General features: G+C 69.9%; 17 protein-coding genes. 9 read left to right on the top strand and 8 right to left on the bottom strand.

The features are described from left to right. Position 1: 1 nt before the first annotated feature. On the bottom strand, positions 2-358 hold the full coding sequence (locus AAHM41_RS03740; RefSeq protein WP_342235170.1) for a M10 family metallopeptidase C-terminal domain-containing protein: 357 nt from the start codon (positions 356-358) through the stop codon (positions 2-4). Between the two features lie 346 nt (positions 359-704). Between AAHM41_RS03740 and AAHM41_RS03735 the strand changes: the two genes are divergently transcribed. Both AAHM41_RS03735 and AAHM41_RS03730 read left to right on the top strand, forming a co-directional pair. Then, complete coding sequence (locus AAHM41_RS03735) at positions 705-1,037, top strand: hypothetical protein (protein WP_342235169.1); 333 nt, start codon at positions 705-707, stop codon at positions 1,035-1,037. Positions 1,038-1,107: 70 nt separating this feature from the next. Further along, complete coding sequence (locus AAHM41_RS03730; protein ID WP_342235168.1) at positions 1,108-1,530, top strand: hypothetical protein; 423 nt, start codon at positions 1,108-1,110, stop codon at positions 1,528-1,530. A gap of 10 nt (positions 1,531-1,540) precedes the next feature. Here AAHM41_RS03730 and AAHM41_RS03725 read toward each other — a convergent pair whose 3' ends face one another. The 4 genes from AAHM41_RS03725 to AAHM41_RS03710 all read right to left on the bottom strand — a co-directional run bounded on the left by AAHM41_RS03725 (position 1,541) and on the right by AAHM41_RS03710 (position 8,234). Further along, a complete protein-coding gene (locus AAHM41_RS03725; protein WP_342235167.1) occupies positions 1,541-2,335 on the bottom strand; it encodes an undecaprenyl-diphosphate phosphatase in 795 nt (264 codons plus the stop codon). Between the two features lie 121 nt (positions 2,336-2,456). After that, complete coding sequence (locus tag AAHM41_RS03720; protein ID WP_342235166.1) at positions 2,457-3,914, bottom strand: hypothetical protein; 1,458 nt, start codon at positions 3,912-3,914, stop codon at positions 2,457-2,459. A gap of 149 nt (positions 3,915-4,063) precedes the next feature. Further along, the gene (locus AAHM41_RS03715; RefSeq protein WP_342235165.1) at positions 4,064-7,180 is read right to left on the bottom strand and encodes an efflux RND transporter permease subunit; all 3,117 of its coding nucleotides are present in this window, start codon (positions 7,178-7,180) and stop codon (positions 4,064-4,066) included. Between the two features lies 1 nt (position 7,181). Next, positions 7,182-8,234: an efflux RND transporter periplasmic adaptor subunit gene (locus AAHM41_RS03710; RefSeq protein WP_342235164.1), complete on the bottom strand. Its 1,053-nt coding sequence runs from the start codon at positions 8,232-8,234 to the stop codon at positions 7,182-7,184. Positions 8,235-8,519: 285 nt separating this feature from the next. Between AAHM41_RS03710 and AAHM41_RS03705 the strand changes: the two genes are divergently transcribed. Continuing rightward, positions 8,520-8,936, top strand: a complete 417-nt coding sequence (locus AAHM41_RS03705; protein WP_342235163.1) for a response regulator — start codon at positions 8,520-8,522, stop codon at positions 8,934-8,936. A 12-nt stretch (positions 8,937-8,948) separates the two neighbouring features. Here AAHM41_RS03705 and AAHM41_RS03700 read toward each other — a convergent pair whose 3' ends face one another. Then, complete coding sequence (locus tag AAHM41_RS03700) at positions 8,949-10,022, bottom strand: Gfo/Idh/MocA family protein (RefSeq protein WP_342235162.1); 1,074 nt, start codon at positions 10,020-10,022, stop codon at positions 8,949-8,951. Positions 10,023-10,119: 97 nt separating this feature from the next. On the opposite strand from AAHM41_RS03700, the gene AAHM41_RS03695 reads away from it, so the two are divergent. Beyond that, positions 10,120-10,863, top strand: a complete 744-nt coding sequence (locus tag AAHM41_RS03695) for a TlyA family RNA methyltransferase (RefSeq protein ID WP_342235161.1) — start codon at positions 10,120-10,122, stop codon at positions 10,861-10,863. 6 nt (positions 10,864-10,869) lie between these two features. Here the strand turns inward: AAHM41_RS03695 and AAHM41_RS03690 are convergent, their stop codons facing one another. Continuing rightward, positions 10,870-11,358 carry a MarR family winged helix-turn-helix transcriptional regulator gene (locus AAHM41_RS03690; protein ID WP_342235160.1) on the bottom strand — a complete coding sequence of 163 codons (489 nt, stop codon included), beginning with the start codon at positions 11,356-11,358 and terminating at the stop codon, positions 10,870-10,872. A 172-nt stretch (positions 11,359-11,530) separates the two neighbouring features. Here AAHM41_RS03690 and AAHM41_RS03685 point away from each other — a divergent pair, with 172 nt between their 5' ends. The 5 genes from AAHM41_RS03685 (at position 11,531) to AAHM41_RS03665 (ending at position 17,629) form a co-directional block, all read left to right on the top strand. Further along, positions 11,531-12,130, top strand: a complete 600-nt coding sequence (locus tag AAHM41_RS03685) for a VOC family protein (RefSeq protein ID WP_342235159.1) — start codon at positions 11,531-11,533, stop codon at positions 12,128-12,130. Positions 12,131-12,450: 320 nt separating this feature from the next. After that, positions 12,451-14,652: a mechanosensitive ion channel family protein gene (locus tag AAHM41_RS03680; protein ID WP_342235158.1), complete on the top strand. Its 2,202-nt coding sequence runs from the start codon at positions 12,451-12,453 to the stop codon at positions 14,650-14,652. 152 nt (positions 14,653-14,804) lie between these two features. Next, positions 14,805-15,437, top strand: a complete 633-nt coding sequence (locus AAHM41_RS03675; RefSeq protein WP_342235157.1) for a MarC family protein — start codon at positions 14,805-14,807, stop codon at positions 15,435-15,437. 34 nt (positions 15,438-15,471) lie between these two features. Next, the gene (locus AAHM41_RS03670) at positions 15,472-16,596 is read left to right on the top strand and encodes an HlyD family secretion protein (RefSeq protein ID WP_342235156.1); all 1,125 of its coding nucleotides are present in this window, start codon (positions 15,472-15,474) and stop codon (positions 16,594-16,596) included. Beyond that, the gene (locus AAHM41_RS03665; protein ID WP_342235155.1) at positions 16,586-17,629 is read left to right on the top strand and encodes a DUF2955 domain-containing protein; all 1,044 of its coding nucleotides are present in this window, start codon (positions 16,586-16,588) and stop codon (positions 17,627-17,629) included. The genes AAHM41_RS03670 and AAHM41_RS03665 overlap by 11 nt, the downstream gene beginning before the upstream one ends. A gap of 8 nt (positions 17,630-17,637) precedes the next feature. On the opposite strand, the gene sppA is transcribed toward AAHM41_RS03665, so the two are convergent. After that, positions 17,638-19,392, bottom strand: a complete 1,755-nt coding sequence (sppA, locus tag AAHM41_RS03660; RefSeq protein ID WP_342235154.1) for a signal peptide peptidase SppA — start codon at positions 19,390-19,392, stop codon at positions 17,638-17,640. Between the last annotated feature and the right edge of the window lie 21 nt (positions 19,393-19,413).

Here is a 19,413-nt window from a genome sequence, read left to right as displayed (position 1 = left end):
GCTACAGCACGAAGTCGGCGGCGACGAGGCCGATGGCGCCGGTGAGCTGGATGTGGAAATCGGAGACGTCGTCGCCGTTGATGTCCCCGGCGATGGTGGTGACGCCGCCGGAGACGGAGGCGCGCAGTTCGCCGGCCTGGTGGGTGAAGGCGCCGCTGCCGATGAAGCTGAAAGCTTGGTTGCCAGCGGCGCCGGTGTTGGCGTCGATCGCCGACAGATCCACGCGGTCGCCCCGGGCGTGGCTGAAATCGGTGATCCGATCGGCCGCCGCGCCCGTGCTGTGCGAGGCGGCGGAGAAGACGAAGCGGTCGGCGCCGCCGTCGCCGTTCAGCACATCGCCCCCATAGCGACCGATCACCGTACCCTCCTGTTGGAACTGGCCTCCGGCTGGGTGGCAACGCGGCCGGGATCGTCATGGGCAACAGAGTCTGGAGCCGAGCAATGTCGGGCTGGGAGATGAAAACTCAGAAACCTTTGGCGGCCCACTCAAACGGCCGGCACAAGTCCCTGTAAAGCCTCGAATTGATTGATAAAAACTGTGTTCCATAGCAGCTGAATGTGACGCCTATGTGTCCGCCGCCGGTATGGCCGGCTTTTCTGCCGCGGCGGAACCGGACGGGCCGCGCTGCGTTGATTCGTCACGCCGCGGGGGGAGCCGCGACACCATCGCGGCGACTGCCCGCGGCCTGATGGAGTGTCAGGTCATGTCACGGACCCGTCTGCGCCGTCTGCTTCTTGCCGGCGCTCTGGCCGCAGCCGCGGTCGGCCTCGGCGGCTGCTACGCCTATCCGGTGGGCTATGCCGGCTACAGCACCTATGGCTACGACGCCTACGCCTATGCCCCGCCGCGCGTCTACAGCTATCCGCAGTACAGCTATCCCACCTACTACAGCTACCCCCGGGCCTACAGTTACCCAAGGTACTACCGGGCCCCGCGGTACTCCGGCTATCCCCGGTACTACGGCTATCCGCGCTACGGCTACGGCGTCGGCTATGGCTATTACGACGAGGACAGCCGGGGCGGCAACCGGCGGTAGCCGCCGGCCGATCGCTTTGCCCGCCGCGAGTCGAGGTAAGGCGGCCCGCGGCCTGAAGGAGTGTCAACTCATGTCCCCGACCGGTCTGCGTCGGTTGTTTCTGATCGGTGCCCTGGCGGCTGCGGCCGGCCTGGGTGCCTGCGTCGCCTATCCGGGAGATTATGGATACGGATACGGCGACAGCTACGCCTATAGCGACTATGGCTATGGCTATTCCCGGCCGAGCTACAGCTATCCCGGCGGCTATTACTCGCGGGGCTACAGCTATCCGCGGTACTACAGCAGCCGCCGTTCCTATTATGACGATGACGACCGGCGGCGTTACCGGCGCTCCTACAGCCGCCGCGACGACGGCTGGCGCGATGGCGACAGGAGTCGCTATGTCCGTCGCTACGATGGCGACAACCGCCGGTACGATCGCGGCTGGTCGTCCAGGGGCGCGTCCCGAAATCCATACTACTTCTATCGGCCGGGGCACGAGAACGACCGCTGACGGGCGCTCGTCAGGCAATCCAGCCCAGCGCCGCCGCGCCCAGCAGCAGCGCGCCGAAGATGATCCGGTAGATCGCGAAGGCGGTGAAGCGGTGGGTCTGGATATAGCCCAGCAGCCACTTCACCGCGATGAAGGCGGTGACGGTCGAGACCACGAAGGCGACGCCCAGCGCGCCCCAATCCTCATGCGCGCCGCCGTCCTTGAACTGCTCGTAGAGCTGAAGGGCGCTGGCCGCGTACATGGTCGGGATGCCGACCAGGAAGGCGAATTCGGTCGCCGCCGCGCGGTTGCTGGCGCCGACCAGCATGGCGGCGAAGATGGCGGCGGCCGAGCGCGAGGTGCCGGGGAAGACGCCGGCCACGAACTGGGCCAGGCCGACCACGATCGCCACCAGCCAGGTGATCTTGTGGCTGTCGGGCAGCTTGGCGGCCTGCTGCTCGGCCCAGATCATCCAGAAACCGCCGACGACCAGCGCGATCGCGATCGGCAGCAGGTTCTCCGGCAGGTTGAAGCCCAGCTTCTTGGCGGCGAGACCGAGCACCCCGGTGATCACGAAGGCGAGCAGCAGCCGGACCGCGTAGTGGCGGTTCTCCGGCCGGCGCCAGCCCAGCACCAGGTCGAAGATCCGGCGCCAGTAGATGATGGTCACGGCCAGGATGGCGCCGGCCTGGATGACGATGTTGAAGGTGTCCGAGCGTTCGCCCAGCCAGTGCTCGGCGATGATCAGGTGGCCGGTCGAGGAGATCGGCAGAAACTCGGTGATGCCTTCGATCACCCCGAGGATGATCGCGCTCAGATAGTCCAAGACAGTGCTCCGGGGTGAAACGAGGCCGCCCCGCTTGTGAACGAAGCGGACGGGTTTGGAAAGCCCCGCCGGGGCGGCGGGACCGACCCTGACCAGAATTCACCCGGGGGGAGAGGCCGGGTCAGCCTCCGGCAGCGATGGCGGCAGCCGGCCGCGGCATGACGGCCTCGAGGTCCGGATCGCGGCCGGCACGGTAATCGGCGAAGGTGAAGGGCACCTTCACGGTCGGCGACAGTTCGCCGCCGGCCACGCCGTACAGGTAGTTCAGCCAGAAGCAGCGACCGATCTGCGCCAGGCCGCAGCCTTGGCCCCAGTCGTGGAAGGCGGTGGAATAGCGCATGGCGATGCCCGAATGCGGCAGGCTCAGCCGGCCGCCCTCGGCCCAGAAGGCCGGGAAGTCGCCGACAGGCCGGCCGACGATGGCGACCCGGTCGCCCCCGAAATGCTTCAGCCGGGCCAGGGTGGAGATCGCGGCGGAGAAGGTGTCGGGGCCGGTCAGCACCCGGATCCGGGCCTCCGGCCCCACGACCTCGGGCAGCCGGCGGGTGAAGGCGGCGGTCAGCATATAGTCGCCGCCGGGATTCGCGCGCAGGTCGACGATCACGGTCTTCGGCTTGCGCTCCGCCGCCTCCGCCAGCACCCGGTCGAGGAACGCCTCCAGGCCATCGCCTGGCCCAGCGCCGGGCGTGTCGCGGATGCGGCGCAGCTCGACGAACAGCGAGTCCGGCGCCGGATAATCGTGCCAATAGGCGCGGTCGGGGTGCTGCAGATAGAGCGGCAGCGCGTCCACCCCGCTCAGGACATGCTGCCAGGGGCCGTCATCCGCCGGCAGCGCGGTCGGCAGCAGGTCGGAGGCCGGCCACCGCACCTCGCCCTCCGGCCGGATCGCCGGCCGCGGATCGGCCTCGACCCGCCGCTCGATGCGCCGGCCGTCCGGTAGGTCGAAAGCGAGGACGGCGGCATCGGCCGCGGGCAGCAGCGCCAAAGCGTGCAGCGCGGCGGGGGAGGAGAGGAGGCTGACCGACAGCAGCCGGGCGCGGGCGTCGTTGCCGCCGATGCAGGGGCGCAGCGCGCCGGCCAGGTCCTCGGGCGTGCGGCCGCCCAGCGCGGCCACGCGGGCGCCCAGCAGCTCGGCCAGCGCCGCCCGGGCGGCGACCACGTGCAGGCCGTCGTCGAACCAGACCAGCCGCAGCGGCAGCGCGTTCAGCGACCGGCCCATGGCGGCGCCGCGGACATAGGTGTGGCCGTTGCCGGCCAAGGCGACGGCGCAGGTGATCGCCATCTCGAATCGGGCCCGATCCATCCCCGCGGGCCCCGCCGCCGACACCTGCGCCAGCAGCCCCTCGATCCGCAGGTCGAACCGTTCGCGGGCCCCGTCCGAAAAGCTGCGGTCGACCTCCGGCAGCCGGCGCAGCAGCTCGAGGTCCTGGCGGTCGGCCTCGGCCTGATTCCGCGGCGGCGCGGCCTCCAGCACCGGGACGGGCGGATAGTTGGGCCGCACCACGGCGACATAGGCGGCGGCCGGCACGGCCAGCAGGGCGGCGGCGATCCCGGCCGCAAGTTTCCATCGCTTCTTCATGGGCGTCCCCCGACGCAACGCCGCCCAAGCCGGGCGGCGGGCAGGGCCGTGCAACCGCCGTGCCAGGACGCGGCGGGGCCGTGGCCCTGCGATCCTCCTGCAGCGAGTGACGGGCAAGGCGAAAAATTCGCCGGAGGGGGTGGGTTTTCCTACTCCGCTGGCGACGAACCTTCGCTGCGATGGATCAGCAGCTGGCGCTCCAGCTCCTTGCTGGTGCGGCTGGCCGGCGAGGTGTAGCGGGCCAGGGCCCGATACAGCACCGGCACCAGATACAGCGACAGCAGGGTCGAGACCATGACGCCGCCGAAGATGACGACGCCGATCGCCTGGCGCGATTCGGCGCCGGCGCCGGTGGCGATCGCCAGCGGCAGGGCGCCCAGCGCGGTGGCGATCGAGGTCATCAGGATCGGCCGCAGCCGGGTCGCCGCGGCCTCGTGCACCGCCTGCAGCACATCCAGCCCCTCGTCGCGCAGCTGGTTGGCGAATTCGACGATCAGGATCGCGTTCTTCGCCGTCAGCCCGATCAGCATGACCATGCCGATCTGGGTGTAGATGTTCACGGTCATGCCGAGCAGCGCCACCGAGCCGAGCGCGCCGAAGATCGCCAGCGGCACGGTCAGCAGGATCGTGACCGGGTGGACGAAGCTCTCGAACTGCGCCGCGAGCACCAGGAAGACGATCAGGAGGGCGGTGCCGAAGGTGATGTAGAGCGAGGCGCTGCTCTCCAGGAACTCGCGGGTGTCGCCGTCCCAGGACAGGCGGGCCTCGGTCGGCAGCACCTCGGCGACGGCGGCGCGGATCTCGTCCACCGCGTCGCCCAGCGTGGCGCCGTCGGCCAGGCTGGCGGTGAAGGTGATGGCACGGACCCGGTCGAAGCGGCCCAGGCTGGCCGGACCGGCGACGTCCTGCAGCTTCACCAGGCTGGTCAGCGGCACCAACGTGCCGCCGGACGCGCGGACGAAGATGTTGGACAGGTCGCGCGGCGTCTGCCGGTCCTCGGCCCGGGCCTGCAGCACCACGTCGTATTCCTCGCCGTCATCCTCGTAGCGGGTGACGGCGACCGACCCGAACATGCTCTCCAGCGTCTCGCCGATGGCGCGGATCGAGATGCCGAGATCGGCGGCGCGGTTGCGGTCGATGGCGACGCGCAGCTCCGGCTTGGTCTCGTCGTAATCGGCCTGCAGGTTGCGCAGCACGCGGGAATTGCGCAGCCGATCCTCCAGCCGGTCGCGCCAGCCGATCAGCTCCTCATAGGTGTTGCCGCCGATGACGAAGCGCACCGGGGCGCCGGAACCGCGGGCGAGGCCGCTCGGGTTGATGGCGACCGCGCGGATGCCAGGGATGCCGGCCAGCTTGGCCGACAGCTCGCGCACCACCTCTTGCTGCGACCGGCTGCGTTCATCCCAGGGCTTCATCTGGCCGATGACGGTCAGCCGGTTCACCCCGGTCGGGCCCCAGGACGGCGCCAGGATGGCGAGGATGCGGGTAACGTCCTGCGCCGCGACATAGGGTGTCAACGCCGCCTCGATCCGGGTCAGCTGGCCGCTGGTATACTCCATGCTGGAGCCTTCCGGCCCGGTGGCGCTGATCACCACCCGGCCGCGATCCTCGGTCGGCACGAATTCCTGCGGCAGGCTCTGCAGCAGCGCCACGGCGCCGAGACTGAGGGCGACGGCGATGGCGCAGACCAGCAGGGGAGCGGCGAGGGCGAAGCCGAGCGTCGCCTTGTAGCCGCGGTTCAAGAGCTCGAAGCCGTGCTCGGTCACCTTGTGCAGCCAGGTCTCCTCATTGGCCGGGCGCAGCAGCCGGCTGCACATCGCCGGCGTCAGGGTCAGGGCGATCAGGGCCGAGAACAGGACCGAGGAGGCGACGGTGATGCCGAATTCGCTGAACAGCCGCCCGACATTGCCCTGCAGGAAGGAGATCGGGACGAAGACGGCGGTCAGCACCGCGGTGGTGGCGACCACGGCGAAGCCGATCTGGCGCGAGCCGAGATAGGCCGCGACCAGCGGCGGCTCGCCATGTTCGATCCGGCGGCTGATGTTCTCCAGCACGATGATGGCGTCGTCGACCACCAGGCCGATCGCCAGCACCATGGCCAGGAGGGTCAGGACGTTGATCGAATAGCCCAGTGCCGCCAGCACGATGAAGGAGGCGGTGATCGAGACCGGCACGGCGACGGCGGGGATCAGCGTGGCGCGGATGCTGCGCAGGAACACGAAGACGATGCCGATCACCAGCGCCAGCGCGATCGCCAGCGCCAGGAACACCTCCTCGATCGACTTGTCGATGAAGACGCTGTCGTCGGAGGAGATCTCGATCCGCACATCCGGCGGCAGCGACTGGCGCAGCGCGTCCATGGCGTGCCGCACGCCTTCGGCCACGTCCAGCGTGTTGGCGGTCGACTGCTTGACCACGCCGATGCCGACGGCGGGCTTGCCGTCGGCGCGGAAGCCGCTGCGGTCGTCGCGGGCGCCGACCTCGACCCTGGCCACGTCGCCCAGCCGCACCAGGGTCTCGCCCTCGCGGCGCAGCACGATGCGGGCGAACTCCTCCGGCGTCGACAGCCGGGTGTTGGTGCGCACCGTCAACTCGCGGTCGTTCGACTCGACCCGGCCAGACGGCAGCTCGACATTCTGGGCCTCGAGCGCGTCGCTGACGTCCTGCGCCGTGACCAGCCGTGCCGCCATGGCGTTGCGGTCCAGCCAGACCCGCATCGACGGCTGGCGCTCGCCGCCGATCGTCACCTGGGCGACGCCGTCCACGGCCGAGAGCGGGTCGACGACGTAGCGCTTGGCCATGTCGCTCAGCTCGATCGCCGACCGGCCGTCGCTGGTCAGGGTCGCATACATGATCGGGCTGGCGTCGGCGTCGACCTTGCGAATGATCGGGGTGTCGGCATTGTCCGGCAGCCTGGCGATCACCCGGCCGACCGAATCGCGTACGTCGTTGGTGGCGCTCTCGACATCGCGCTCGATGTCGAACTCCAGCCGGACGCTGGACCGCCCCTCCTGGCTGGTCGAGCGCATGGTGCGGATGCCGGCGACACCGGCCACGCCCTCCTCGATCACCTGGGTGATCTGGCTCTCGATCACCTGGGCCGAGGCGCCTTCATAGGTGGTGCTGATCGACACCACCGGCGGGTCGATGTTGGGGTATTCGCGGACGGTCAGCCGCTGGAAGGCGAAGACGCCCAGCACCACCAGCAGCAGGCTGACGACGACGGCGAAGACCGGGCGCTTGATGGCGGTGTCGGACAGGACCATGTCAGGTCGCCGGCGCCGTGCCGGCCCCCTGCACCTGGACCGGCACGCCGTCGCGCAGCCGTTGCGTGCCTTCGACCACCACCGATTCCCCGGCGGCCAGGCCGGACAGGATCTGCACCTGGCCGCGCAGCCGGGTGCCCAGCGTCACCTCGCGCCGCACCGCCTTGCCGTCGACCACCAGGTAAACGAACTGGCGGGTGCCCTGCGGCACCAGCGCCTGCTCCGGTACCAGCAGGGCGGACGGGTCGGTCGACAGCTGCACCCGCACGGTCATGAACATGCCGGGGCGCAGCAGCCCGTCGCGGTTGTCGATCTCCGCCACCGTGGTGACCGACCGGGTGGCCGGGTCGACGCGGGTGTCGACCGAGGTGACGACGGCAGTGAAGGCGCGGTCGGGATAGGCGTCGCTGTGGACCTCGAGGGTCAGGCCCGGGGCCAGGCGCGACAGCAGCATCTCCGGCAGGTTGAAGTCGACCTTGACCCGGCTGAGGTCGTCCAGCGTGACGATCGCGGTGCCGGGTGACACCAGCGCGCCCTGGCTGACCTTGCGGATGCCCAGCGTGCCGGCGAAGGGGGCGATGATCACACGCTCCGCCAGCCGGGCCTTCTGCGCCGCCACCGCCGCGGTCTTGACCTCGAGGTCGGAGCGCAGCGTGTCGACCTGGGCCTGCGGGATGTTGCGTGCCTTCGACAGGGTCTCGGCCCGGTCGAGCGACAGGCGGGCGTTGCGCAGCTCCGCCTCGGCCGAGGCGACGGTGGCCACCAGCTCGTCGCTGTCGAGGCGGATGATCGGGGCGCCGGCGGGCACGACCTGGCCGTCCTCGAACTCGATCCGGTCGACGATGCCGGTGGTCTTGGCGGTGATGGTCACCGCCTCGTTCGCCCGGGTGGTGCCGACGGCGTCCATCGCCTCGGTGACCGTGCCGGTGTGCACCGGGGCCAGCAGGACCGGGACCGCGATCGGGCCGCCGCGCGGCGCCACCGCGCCGTCGGCCCGGAACGGCGCATAACGCCACACGCCCGCCGCCCCCGCGGCGAGCAGGCCGATGACCACAAGCTGTTTCCACGCGCGCATGCGTCCGCGAAGCCCCCTTCCGTCCGCGCACCCGTCCTCACGGGCACATTGTAGTACCAACGGCCCGTTTCTTCTTGGTTAAAGCCGGCTGCGACTCTCACGGCACGGCGGGGAGATTCCGTCGCATCAATGTCGCGATCGGGAACAGGCCATCGAATCCGGTGTTTATGGCCATGATATGACGAATGCTCGCGCTGCGTCGCAGCGCCACTGGAAGGGACCCGGAGGAACGGCCCGCGCACGGCCGAGCCCGGGACAGGTGGAATGGGACTGCTCTACAGCGAAGCGGAGGATGCGGTCGATCTGCACGGCCGCCGCATCCTGATCGTCGAGGACGAGCAGATCGTGGCGCTCGACCTGGAGCTGACCCTGCGGACCTGGGGCGGCACCGTGGTCGGCCCGGCGACGACGGTCTCGCGCGCGGTCGAGATGGCGCGCAGCCAGACGATCGACGGCGCCATGGTCGACCTCAACCTCTCCGGCGCAGCCGCGTTCCCGGCGGTCGACATCCTGCTGCAGCGCGGCGTGCCGGTGATCCTGGCCACCAGCTATCCGCGGGAAAGCCTGCCGGCCGCCTACCGCAACCTGCCGATCCTGCCGAAGCCCTACGACCCGCGCCGCTTCTCCGGGCTGGTGCAGTCGATCTTCAACGTCCGGCACGGCGACGCCAGCGTTCACTGATACCGGCGGGCTTCAGCCGGCCCAGGGCTGCGTCTCGGTCCGCACCGCCTCGCCCGACGCCTTCGCCGCGGCGATCGACAGCGCCAGATACTGGTCCTGCGCCGCCTCGGCGAAGCTGTAGATCTCCTCCCCGGTCTCGACATAGCGGACCATGCCGGCCAGGCACGCGCCGATGGCGATCTCGTCGTCGTTCAGCCGGGTGCCGGCGAAGGGGTTGCGGTAGACCCAGTCGGTCCCGGCCAGGAAGCCGACGAGATGGTGGCCCTGGATGTCGGCGTATTGCCCGGCATCCTGGCGCAGCAGGCGCAGCGTCACCGGCGTGCGGTGGTCCTGCAGGAAGCGCAGCTCGTCATCCTTGATCTCGCCGCGCTCGCCCCGCACCAGCACGCGCGGCGACCGGATCCAGTGGTGGTACTGGTCGCTGGTGAAGTCGAACAGTGCCGAGCGGTCGCCGAAATCGAGCGTGGCGATGGTCTGCTCGGACTGGGCGATGCGGTGCTCGGCCGGCGGGCCGGCGCGGGTCGGGCCGGCGATGATCGGGCTGGTGAAGCCCTGGGCCCGGATGGTCGCGTTCTCGAAGCCGAGGCCGAGATGCCGCCGGATCAGGCTGGTGCCGTGATAGCCATGCGCCACCGCGACATGGGCGTGGCTCGGCGTGCCGATCCGGCCAGCGGCGATCAGCGCCAGCCGGGCGGCATGGGTCGGCTGCAGGAAGTACTGCTCCGCCACCTGGATGCGGGCGCCGCCGCGGACCAGTTCCCACAGCCGAAGCAGCCCGTCCAGGTCGGGTGCCGGCGGCGTCTCGGTCAGCACCGGCAGGCCGGCGGCGGCCAGCTCGGCGATCACACCGGGCGCGGCCGGCTGCGGCACCGACACCACGGCGAAGCGCGGCCGGGTCAGCCGCAGCAGCGCCTCGGTGGTGCGGAAGGTCGGTACGCCCCATTGCGCCTCGAAGGCGGCGCCACGGGCGGGGTCGCGCACCACCACCCCATCGATGCGGAAACGCTCCGGCAGGGCTTGGGCGACGCGCAGGAAGAACTCGGTGCGCCAGCCGGGGCCGACGATGGCGAAGTTGCAGGGGGGCATGCGGGATCGTTCCCTCGGGATTCGGGGTCGGAACGGAATCTCACCCCAGAACGGCAAAGGGTGTAAACCGCATCCGATGGTTTGGCGGAGGGAAACGATGGCGAAGCGGCCGCGGGCGGATCTGGTGCTGGTCGAGCGCGGCCTGGCGGAAAGCCGGGCGCGGGCCCAGGCGCTGATCCTGGCCGGGCTGGTCTATGAGGGCACGCGCCGGGTGGAGAAGCCGGGCGACGGCGTGGCCCAGCCCGAGGCGCTGTCGGTGCGCGGCCGCGACCACCCCTGGGTCAGCCGCGGCGGGCTGAAGCTGGTCAAGGGCCTCGACCATTTCGGCATCGATCCGGCCGGGCTGGTGGGGCTGGATGTCGGTGCCTCGACCGGCGGCTTCACCGATGTGCTGCTGCATCGCGGCGCCGCCAAGGTCTACGCCGTCGATGTCGGGCACGGCCAGCTGGCCTGGTCGCTGCGCCAGGACCCCCGCGTCGTGGTGCTGGAGCGGACCAATGCCCGGCACCTGGACCGGGCGCTGATCCCGGACCCGATCGGCATCGTCGTCTGCGACGCCAGCTTCATCGGGCTGGAGACGGTGCTGCCGGCGGCGCTGGGCCTGGCGGCGCCGGGAGCTTGGCTGGTGGCGCTGATCAAGCCGCAATTCGAGGTCGGACCCGACCGGGTGGGGAAGGGCGGGGTGGTGCGCGACCCGGAGCTGCACCGCGAGGTCTGCGACCGCATCGCCGCCTGGCTCGCCGCCCGCCCGGGCTGGCAGGTGCTGGGCATCACCGAAAGTCCGATCACCGGGCCCGAAGGCAATGTCGAATTCCTGATCGGCGGGCGGTTCGAGGGCTGAGCCGGCTCACCGCGTCCCGGCCTTGCGTGCCGGTTCCTCCGTGCGGGGCTCCTGCGCGTGCTTCAGCAGGCTGTTGCGCAGCTTGACGATGGCCTGCTGCAGCGCCGCGAACTCCGCCGTGTCCAGGCCCGTCGCGTCGACCAGGTCCCGCTGCCCGCCCTGCTCGCGCAGGCGGCGCCCCTCCTCGGTCAGGCTGACGATCACTTGCCGCTCGTCGGCGGGGTCGCGCCGGCGGTTGAGATAGCCGAGCTCCTCCAGCCGCTTGAGGATCGGCGTCAGCGTGTTCGATTCCAGGAACAGCTTCTCGCCGAGGCTCTTGACGGTCTGGTGGTCGTCATCCCACAGGGCGACGATGGCGATCCACTGGGTGTAGGTGATGCCGAGCTCCTCGAGGATCGGCTTGTACGCCCGCCCGAAGGCCAGATTGGCCGAATAGACCGCGAAGCACAGGAAATCGGCCAGCTTCGGCAGCGTCCGGTCATGGGATTGGGTCACAGAGGCCTCACGTCGTGTGATGGTTCCTCTATATAGGTCGCATCCGATTAAATCGGAAGGTGTTGACGTGGCAAATTACTCGGCCTATATATATCGCGTCCGATCGAAGCGGACACGATTAAAAACGGGAGATGCGCAGATCCGCGAGCTCCCGCAACCCAAGGAGCAGGACATGAGCAACGCCAATGTGCAGGCCCCCGAGCTGAAGCTCGAGGTCGTCACCATCCCGGTCTCGGATATCGACCGCGCCAAGAGCTTCTACACCGGCCTGGGCTGGCGGCTGGACGCCGACATCTCCGGCGACAATTTCCGGGTCATCCAGGTCACCCCGCCGGGCTCGCCCGCCTCGGTGATCTTCGGCCAGGGCAACACCGTGGCTCCGTATTTCATCGTCTCCGACATCGTGGCGACGCAGGCCGAGCTGGCTGCCCGCGGCGTCGACGTCAGCGAGGTCTACCATTTCGACGTGACCGGCACGCGCCGCAGCGGGCCGGAGCCGACCCGACGCAGCTACGCCTCCTGGGCCTCGTTCAAGGATCCGGACGGCAACCCCTGGCAGATCCAGGAGGTCACCCACCGCCTGCCCGGGCGGGTGGAGGCGGGCGACACCATTTTCACTTCGTCGAAGGAACTCGCGGCCACGCTGCGGCGCGCGGCGGCGGCGCATGGCGAGCATGAGAAGCGGAACGGCGGGCAGCACGATGCCAACTGGCCGGACTGGTACGCCGGGTACATCGTCCGCGAGCAGGCCGGCCAGGATCTGCCCCTGTAAGCGGGGTGCCGCCGCAGACGGTCTCCGTGCCGGCACCGCAGAGCCCCCTGCTTGGTGCCGGCACGGGTCTCCGCCGCGAGGTCTGCGACCATAAGATGGAGAACCGGCTCCCTCGCATCTCTTTGAAAACGCGCATTCTGGGATCGCACTTCGGCAACCCCCGTTTCCAGGCACCGATCCTGCCGCCCGACGCTGCCACTATCTTCGATTACCGTTATTTGATTCGTCTTCGAAATTTTGTTATAAAAGCCGAGGAATAATTGGCATGCCCGAATAATGCGGGGCCGGGACATCACGCTCGGATCCAAGGGGGCCAGACGATGACGAAGCATCTGGCCATGGCGGCTGTCCCGGCGATGCTCCGCGCCGTCCTCCGGGTGTCCGCCGCGCTCATCCTCGCAGGTCTGCTTGCAGGCGCCCCGGTCGCAGCGGCCCAGGACGCACCGCCCGCCGCGGCGGACGCCACCCAGCCGGCGGTGCGGCAGTTCCTCGACCTGCTGGGAGATCCCGTCGTGCGCGACTGGCTCGCGCAGCAGGCCGTTGCCAGCAAGGCCGCGACGACGGCATCTCCCGCCCCCATCGAGCCCCCCGCTGCGGCGGTCTCGCCCTCCCAGGATCTGTCGACGCGGCTGGAGGCGATCCGCCGCCACGTGGCAGGGCTGGTCGCGGCCCTGCCCACGCTGCCGGCCGAGTTTCGGCACGCCGGCGCCACGTTGTCTCGCGAGATCCAGGAGCGAGGTCAGCCTCGGGTTCTAGTGCTTGTGCTCGGCTTCGCCGCGCTGGGCTTCGGCGCCGAATGGCTGTTCCGGTGGGCGACGGCCGGTCTGCGCGCCTGGATCGGCACGGCCGAGGCCGGGACGGTCGGCGCCCGCCTGCGCCTGATCGGGGCTCGGCTCGGCTACGACCTCGCGGTGCTGGCGATCTTCTCGCTGGCCAGCATCGGCGCCTTCCTCGCACTCGAATGGCCCGCCCTGCTGCGGGAGCTCGTGCTGGGCTATCTCGTCGCCTTCGTCGCTCTGCGCCTCGCGCTCGTCATCAGCCGCACCCTGCTCGCACCAAGCGGCGCCGAATCCCCTCAGGCGGAGCGCCTCCGGATCGTGCCGATGGACAATGACGCCGCGCGGTTCTGGCACATCCGGCTCGGGATCTTCGCCGGCTGGTTCGCCTTCGGCTGGACCACGGTCCAGCTGCTCGAGCCGCTCGGCCTCGCCATCCCGACGCGGCAGATCGTCGCCTATGTGCTCGGTCTCGGCCTTCTGGCGCTCGGCATCGAGATCGCCTGGCGCCGGCCGCGCACAGCCGCCGACGGAATGGCGCGACCCCGCCGCCGCATCAGGTCGATCGGCGCCTGGCTCCTTTCGGCCTATTTCATCGCGTTGTGGCTGTTCTGGGTCGTCGGCGCCGCCGGGATGTTCTGGCTCGGCGTCGTGCTGGTCGGGCTGCCGGCCGCGATCCGCGTGACCCGGCGATCCGTGAACCACATCCTCCGCCCGGCCGGCGAGGTTGGGGCGGAGTCGGGCCGGAGCGTGCTCGCCATCGGCCTCGAACGGGCGGTGCGGGCCGCCCTGATCATCGGCGCCGCGCTGCTGCTCGCCCGCGGCCTGCATGTCGATCTCGGCGCCCTCACCGCCGGCGACAGCCCGCTCACCCGGTTGATCCGCGGCGCGATCAACGCCGTGATCATCATCCTTCTCGCCGACGTCGCCTGGCACATCCTGCGGACCGTGATCGACCGGACCATCGCGGCACCGGCCGCCGGCAAGCCGGACAGCGAGCCCGCCCGCCGGCAGGCGCGGCTCAGGACGCTGCTGCCGATCCTGCGCAACATCATATTCATCGTCCTGCTGGTCATGGTCGTGCTGATGGCCCTGTCGTCGCTCGGTGTCGAGATCGGGCCGCTGATCGCCGGAGCCGGCGTCGTCGGCGTCGCCATCGGCTTCGGGGCCCAGACCATCGTCAAGGACATCATCAGCGGCATGTTCTTCCTGCTCGACGACGCGTTCCGGATCGGTGAATACGTCCAGAGCGGCCCGTACAAGGGCACCGTCGAATCCTTCAGCCTGCGCTCGGTCAAGTTGCGGCATCAGCGGGGGCCGCTCTTCACCGTGCCGTTCGGCGAGCTGGGTGCGATCCAGAACATGAGCCGCGACTGGGTGATCGACAAGCTCAGCATCGGCGTCACCTACGACACCGACCTCGACCGGGTGAAGAAGCTGGTGAAGGAGATCGGCAAGGAGCTGGCGCAGGACCCCGAGCTGGCGCCGCACATCCTCGACACGCTGAAGATGCAGGGCGTGGAGCAGTTCGGCGACTACGCGATCCAGATCCGCCTGAAGCTCATGACCAAGCCCGGCGAGCAGTTCGTCATCCGCCGGCGGGCCTATGCGCTGATCAAGAAGGCGTTCGACGCCAACGGCATCAAATTCGCCTTCCCGACGGTGCAGGTCGCCGGCGGCGAGCCCTCGGCCGCCGCCGTCGCCCAGCAGGGGATCGGGCTCGTCAAGACGCCGCCGGCGGCATGAACCGGCAATTGGCACTCGAACAGGAGCCCGTTTCAGATGGATACGATTTGCGCGCCAACGAGAAAACATTGATTTGACAGAAGAATTCGCCGCCCTGGACCAGTTGCGTCTCATCGAGACCCTGACCATCGAGGCGCTGCCGGGAGGGGCCGATGACCGACGACATTGGGTTTGCGGACATCTTCGTCATCCTGCTGATCACGATCGGGCCGCTCAAGGCGACGATCGTCTATGCCAAGCTGACGGGCAAGGCCGACGCGGCCTTCAAGCGGCAGGTGGCCTTCAAGACCGTGACGGTGGCGGCCATCGTCTGCCTCGTCTTCGTCTTCGCCGGGCATTGGCTGCTCGGCGTGTTCCATGTCTCGCTGCCGGCCCTGAAGATCGCCGGCGGCCTGATCTTGCTGCTGTTCGCCCTCGACATGGTGATGGGCAGCGAGAAGAAGGCCGATGAGGGCGATGCCTTGCCCTCCGCCGACATCGCCATCTATCCGCTCGCGATGCCGCTGATGGCGACGCCGCAGGGCCTGGTGGCCATCACCACCGTCGTCGCCGCCAGGGACAGCATCGGCGAATTGATCGCCGTAGGGGTGATGGTCCTCGTGATCATGGGCGTCAACCTCGCCATCCTGCTCTCGGCCGACAGGCTGCTGAAGAAGGGCGGTGGCGGGGCCATGGTGGTCGTCGGCAAGGTCGTCGGCCTGCTGCTGGCGGCGCTCGCCGTCCAACTGATGATTTCCAGCTTCCGCGATCTCGGCGTGATCGCCGCGGCGACCGCGGCCCACTGAGAGGAGCCGGCATCCGGGCGAGGGAGGCGGGACCATGGCTGACGACAGGGCCTCTGCGGACACCCCGGCTCCCGTCGAGCCGGCGCCGGCGCAAAGGCCACCGAAAAATCCGCTGCGGCGCACCGCGCTCGTCGTCGTCGTGATCGCCATCCTGCTGTTCGCGCTCTCGGTGGCGATGGAGCGGCTGACGCCCTCCTCGTCGCAGGCCGTGATTCAGGCCTATGTGGTGCGGATGGCATCCGAAGTCGCAGGCCGGGTGCTCGAGGTCGGCGTCACCGACAATGCCCGGGTGACTGCCGGGCAGGTGCTGTTCCGCATCGATCCGAGGCCCTACGAGATCGCCGTCGCCGAGGCGGAGGCGCACCTCGAACGCATCGGCCAGACCCTCGGCGCCTCGACCCAGGCGGTGGAATCCGCCCAGGCCAAGCTGGTGAGCTCGCAGGCCGACCGCGAGAATGTGCGGGCGCAGGTGGAGCGCGCCAGGACCCTGGTCGAACGCGGCGTCTATGCCCGTGCCAGGCTCGACGAGGCGAATGCGGCGCTCGGCGTCTCGGAAGCCACCGTCACCGGCGCGGAAGCCGATCTCGCCAAGGCGCGCGAGGAGCTCGGGCCGCAGGGCAACGACAATCCGCAGTTCAAGGAAGCCCTGGCCGCCCTCGAGCGCGCCCGCCTCGACCTGCTGCACACGACCGTCCTCGCCCCGTCCGACGGCGTCGTCACCAATCTCCAGCTCGGTGTCGGCCAGGTGGTCGGCACCGGCCAGGCAGCGCTGACCTTCATCGACGCCGGCACGATCTGGGTGGCGGCCGCCTACAAGGAGAACAGCCTCGAATATGTCGCGCCCGGCGACGAGGCGGAGGTGGTGCTGGATTCGCTGCCCGGCACGGTCTTCGCCATGCGCGTCGAGAGCGTGGGCTGGGGCGTGTCCCAGGGCAGCATCGACCCCTCCACCGGCCTGCCGAGCATCCGCAACCAGAGCGGCTGGGTGCGCGAGCCGCAGCGCTTTCCCGTCCGGCTCGTCTTCAAGGACCCGCCGCCGCGCGGCATCCGCTACGGCTCGCAGGTCAATGTAGTGATCTACACCGGCAAGAATCCGGTGATGAACGCCGTCGGCCATGTCTGGATCCGGCTGATCTCGGCGCTGACCTATGTCAGCTGACGCAGCACCCGTCCGACCGGCCCTGCGGGCGAAACGGCAGGGCCTGCGCATCGCAGCTGCGGTGGCCGTCGGCTTCACCGTGGCGGTCGCGAACGGCGAAGTCCTGCCCTTCCTCGCCCCGATGTTCGCGGTGCAATTCCTCGTCGCCAGCCCGCGCCCGCTCGGGGCCAGGCAGGCGATCGGCCTGATCGTGCTGATCCTCGTCGTCGGCGAGACGCTGGTCTGGCTCACCGGTCTCTTCGGCGACCGGCCGGCCGTGCTGCTTTCGCTGCTCGGCCTGATCTACTTCGCCTGCTTTCTCTTGCAGGCGCAGGGCAAGGGCGGTGCGGCGGCCTTCCTCGTCATCGTCATCGCCGTGATGGTGCCGATGCTCGGCATCCTGCAGAAGGACCTGGGCGAGAGCATCATCCTCATCCTGTTCAAGGGGGCGCTGGGCGGCGTCGTCCTCACCTGGCTCGCCCATGCGGTCTTTCCCGATCCCGGTGGCGAGGCCCCCCAGCGGCCCGCCACGCCCAGCCTCGACCGGGCCGTCCACCGGGCCCTGGCCAACACGGCGATCCTGCTGGCCATGGTCGTCCTCTGCCTGGTCGACAGCCGCTTCTCCACGGCCATCGTCGTGCCGATCACCGTGGCTTCGCTGCTGAACCAGCTCGACCTCGCGACCAGCGGGCGTACCGCCTTCGGGCTGATGATCGTCAATCTCCTCGGCGGCATCGTCGCTTCGCTCGCCTTCGCCGTCGTCGAGCTGCGCCCGACCCTGCTGTTCCTCTTCCTGACGGTCCTCATCGTCGCCCTGCTGTTCGGAGGGCGGGCGGCGGCGGATCCCAAGGCCGGAAAGGTCTATGCCGGCGCGCTCACGACCTTCCTGATCCTGTTCGGCCTGGGCGTCTCGCCGCTGCCTGCCAGCACGCCGGACAGTTTCGCCACCCGCATCGGCCTGGTGCTGTTCGCCATCGCCTGCACCTTCTGCCTCACGGCCCTGTTGTGGGCCGCACCACCGGCAAAGGGTCGGAATCAGTCCTTGGCTGACTGATCTCGACCCTACCGTCCCAGCAGCAGCGGCTGCATTGCCGCGACCGGGCCGTCCGCCGCGGCGGCGAGGGCGCCGAAGCGTTCCGCGATCGGGCCAAGCGGGCCCAGCCCGGCCTCGAGCAGCGCCGCCCCGCCGAGCGGGCTGCCGGAGATCAGCCGGCGCAGCGTGTCCAGGGCCGAGCGCGGCCGCGGCAGGCGCACCACCGCCACCTTGGCGTCGGGGCTCAGGCCGATCGCCTGGCGGGCGATGACCATCGCCGCGTCGAGGCCGCCCAGCCGGTCCACCAGGCCGTTCTTCACCGCCTCGCTGCCGAGCCAGACCCGGCCCTGGGCGATGGCGTCGACCGCCTTCGGGTCCAGGCCGCGGCCCTTGGCCACGAGTTGCAGGAAGGCGTCGTAGCCGGCGTCGACGCCGGCCTCGAAGCGGCCCCTCTCGGTGGAGTCCATGGGCTCGTTCACGGTCCAGATGCCGGCGTTGCGGCCGCGCTGCACGCTGCCCCAGTTGACGCCGACCTTCTTCCACAGCGCCTGCAGCACCGGCTTGCCCGCGAAGATGCCGATCGATCCGGTCAGGGTCGAGGGCTCGGCCACGATCGCCTTGGCCTGGGCGGCGATCCAGTAGCCGCCGGAGGCCGCGGTCTCGCCCATCGACACCACGATCGGCTTGCCGGCGTCGCGCGCCCGCCCGACCGACCGGCCGACCAGGGCCGAGGCGACGACCGAGCCGCCGGGGCTGTCGATGCGCAGCACAATCGCCTTGACCTTCTCGTCCTCGACCGCGTCGTCGATGGTCTCGGCCAGCTCGCGGCCGACGATCTGGCGCTCCAGGCTGCTCTCCGACGGCTCGTCGACGATCGGGCCGGTGGCGTAGATCACCGCGATCCGCGGCTGGTCGCTCTTCGTCTTCGGCTCGGTCGCTTCGAGATAGGCGTCGGCCTTGACCTCGGTCAGCTTGCGGCCGGCCCGGGCGTCGACCAGCCCGTCGACCTCGTCCCAATAGGCCAGCTTGTCGACCAGCTTGGCGTCGACCGCCTCCGTGGCGGTGTAGGGCCCGCCGTCGATCAGCCGCTTGACCTGGTCCGGCGGCAGGGCGCGGCCCTGGGCGATGCCGGCGACCAGCTGGTCGTACAGGCCCTGGGCCATCGCCTCGTTCATCGCCCGGCTGGCCGGGGTGAAGTCGCGCTCGGTGAAGGTCTCGGGCGCCGATTTGTACTGGCCGCGCTTGCTGACCTCAGGCTGGACGCCGACAGTGTCCAGCAGGTCGCGCACGAACGGCACCTCGACCGAGATGCCGGTCAGGCCGACGCTGCCCTGCGGCATCATCAGGGTCTGGTCGAAGCCGGCGGCGAGGAAGACTGCGACATTGCCCGGCCCGCCGCTGCCGAGGTCGTCGGCATGGGCCACCGTCAGCTTGCCGGCCCGCCGCGCCCGGTCGATGGCGTCGCGCAGCTCCTGCGCCGAGGCCAGCGGCACCGCATCGGCCGACAGCCGGGCGACAATGGCGCCGCCCCGCGGGGCGGCGGCGGCGCGGTCGATCGCGTCGATCGTCTGGTGCAGGGTCAGCGGGCTGCGGCTCAGGCTGAAGCGCCCGGCCGGGACCCCGTCCGGCGCGCCCTTGCGCAGGTCGAGCAGCAAGGCGAGATCGCCCTTCGGCAGCTGCGGCGACCGGTCGGCCGCGTACCAGACCAGCCCGCCGGCGGCCACGATCAGCAGCAGGAACAGCACGCCGAAGATGATGAGGATGGCGCGGATGAAGCGGCCCATGAATGATTCCTGCCCGGGGGA

It is taken from the genome of Inquilinus sp. OTU3971 (genome assembly GCF_038440215.1).
This window is presented reverse-complemented; position numbering and strand designations above follow the sequence as displayed.

What these genes read in the sequence shown, in the direction of transcription:
- AAHM41_RS03680 (WP_342235158.1), top strand. Translation starts at nt 12,451, where the DNA reads ATGACGAAGCATCTGGCCATGGCGGCTGTCCCGGCGATGCTCCGCGCC.
- AAHM41_RS03720 (WP_342235166.1), bottom strand. Translation starts at nt 3,914, where the DNA reads ATGAAGAAGCGATGGAAACTTGCGGCCGGGATCGCCGCCGCCCTGCTG.
- AAHM41_RS03675 (WP_342235157.1), top strand. Translation starts at nt 14,805, where the DNA reads ATGACCGACGACATTGGGTTTGCGGACATCTTCGTCATCCTGCTGATC.
- AAHM41_RS03735 (WP_342235169.1), top strand. Translation starts at nt 705, where the DNA reads ATGTCACGGACCCGTCTGCGCCGTCTGCTTCTTGCCGGCGCTCTGGCC.
- sppA (WP_342235154.1), bottom strand. Translation starts at nt 19,392, where the DNA reads ATGGGCCGCTTCATCCGCGCCATCCTCATCATCTTCGGCGTGCTGTTC.
- AAHM41_RS03700 (WP_342235162.1), bottom strand. Translation starts at nt 10,022, where the DNA reads ATGCCCCCCTGCAACTTCGCCATCGTCGGCCCCGGCTGGCGCACCGAG.
- AAHM41_RS03670 (WP_342235156.1), top strand. Translation starts at nt 15,472, where the DNA reads ATGGCTGACGACAGGGCCTCTGCGGACACCCCGGCTCCCGTCGAGCCG.
- AAHM41_RS03730 (WP_342235168.1), top strand. Translation starts at nt 1,108, where the DNA reads ATGTCCCCGACCGGTCTGCGTCGGTTGTTTCTGATCGGTGCCCTGGCG.
- AAHM41_RS03665 (WP_342235155.1), top strand. Translation starts at nt 16,586, where the DNA reads ATGTCAGCTGACGCAGCACCCGTCCGACCGGCCCTGCGGGCGAAACGG.
- AAHM41_RS03685 (WP_342235159.1), top strand. Translation starts at nt 11,531, where the DNA reads ATGAGCAACGCCAATGTGCAGGCCCCCGAGCTGAAGCTCGAGGTCGTC.
- AAHM41_RS03715 (WP_342235165.1), bottom strand. Translation starts at nt 7,180, where the DNA reads ATGGTCCTGTCCGACACCGCCATCAAGCGCCCGGTCTTCGCCGTCGTC.
- AAHM41_RS03705 (WP_342235163.1), top strand. Translation starts at nt 8,520, where the DNA reads ATGGGACTGCTCTACAGCGAAGCGGAGGATGCGGTCGATCTGCACGGC.
- AAHM41_RS03695 (WP_342235161.1), top strand. Translation starts at nt 10,120, where the DNA reads ATGGCGAAGCGGCCGCGGGCGGATCTGGTGCTGGTCGAGCGCGGCCTG.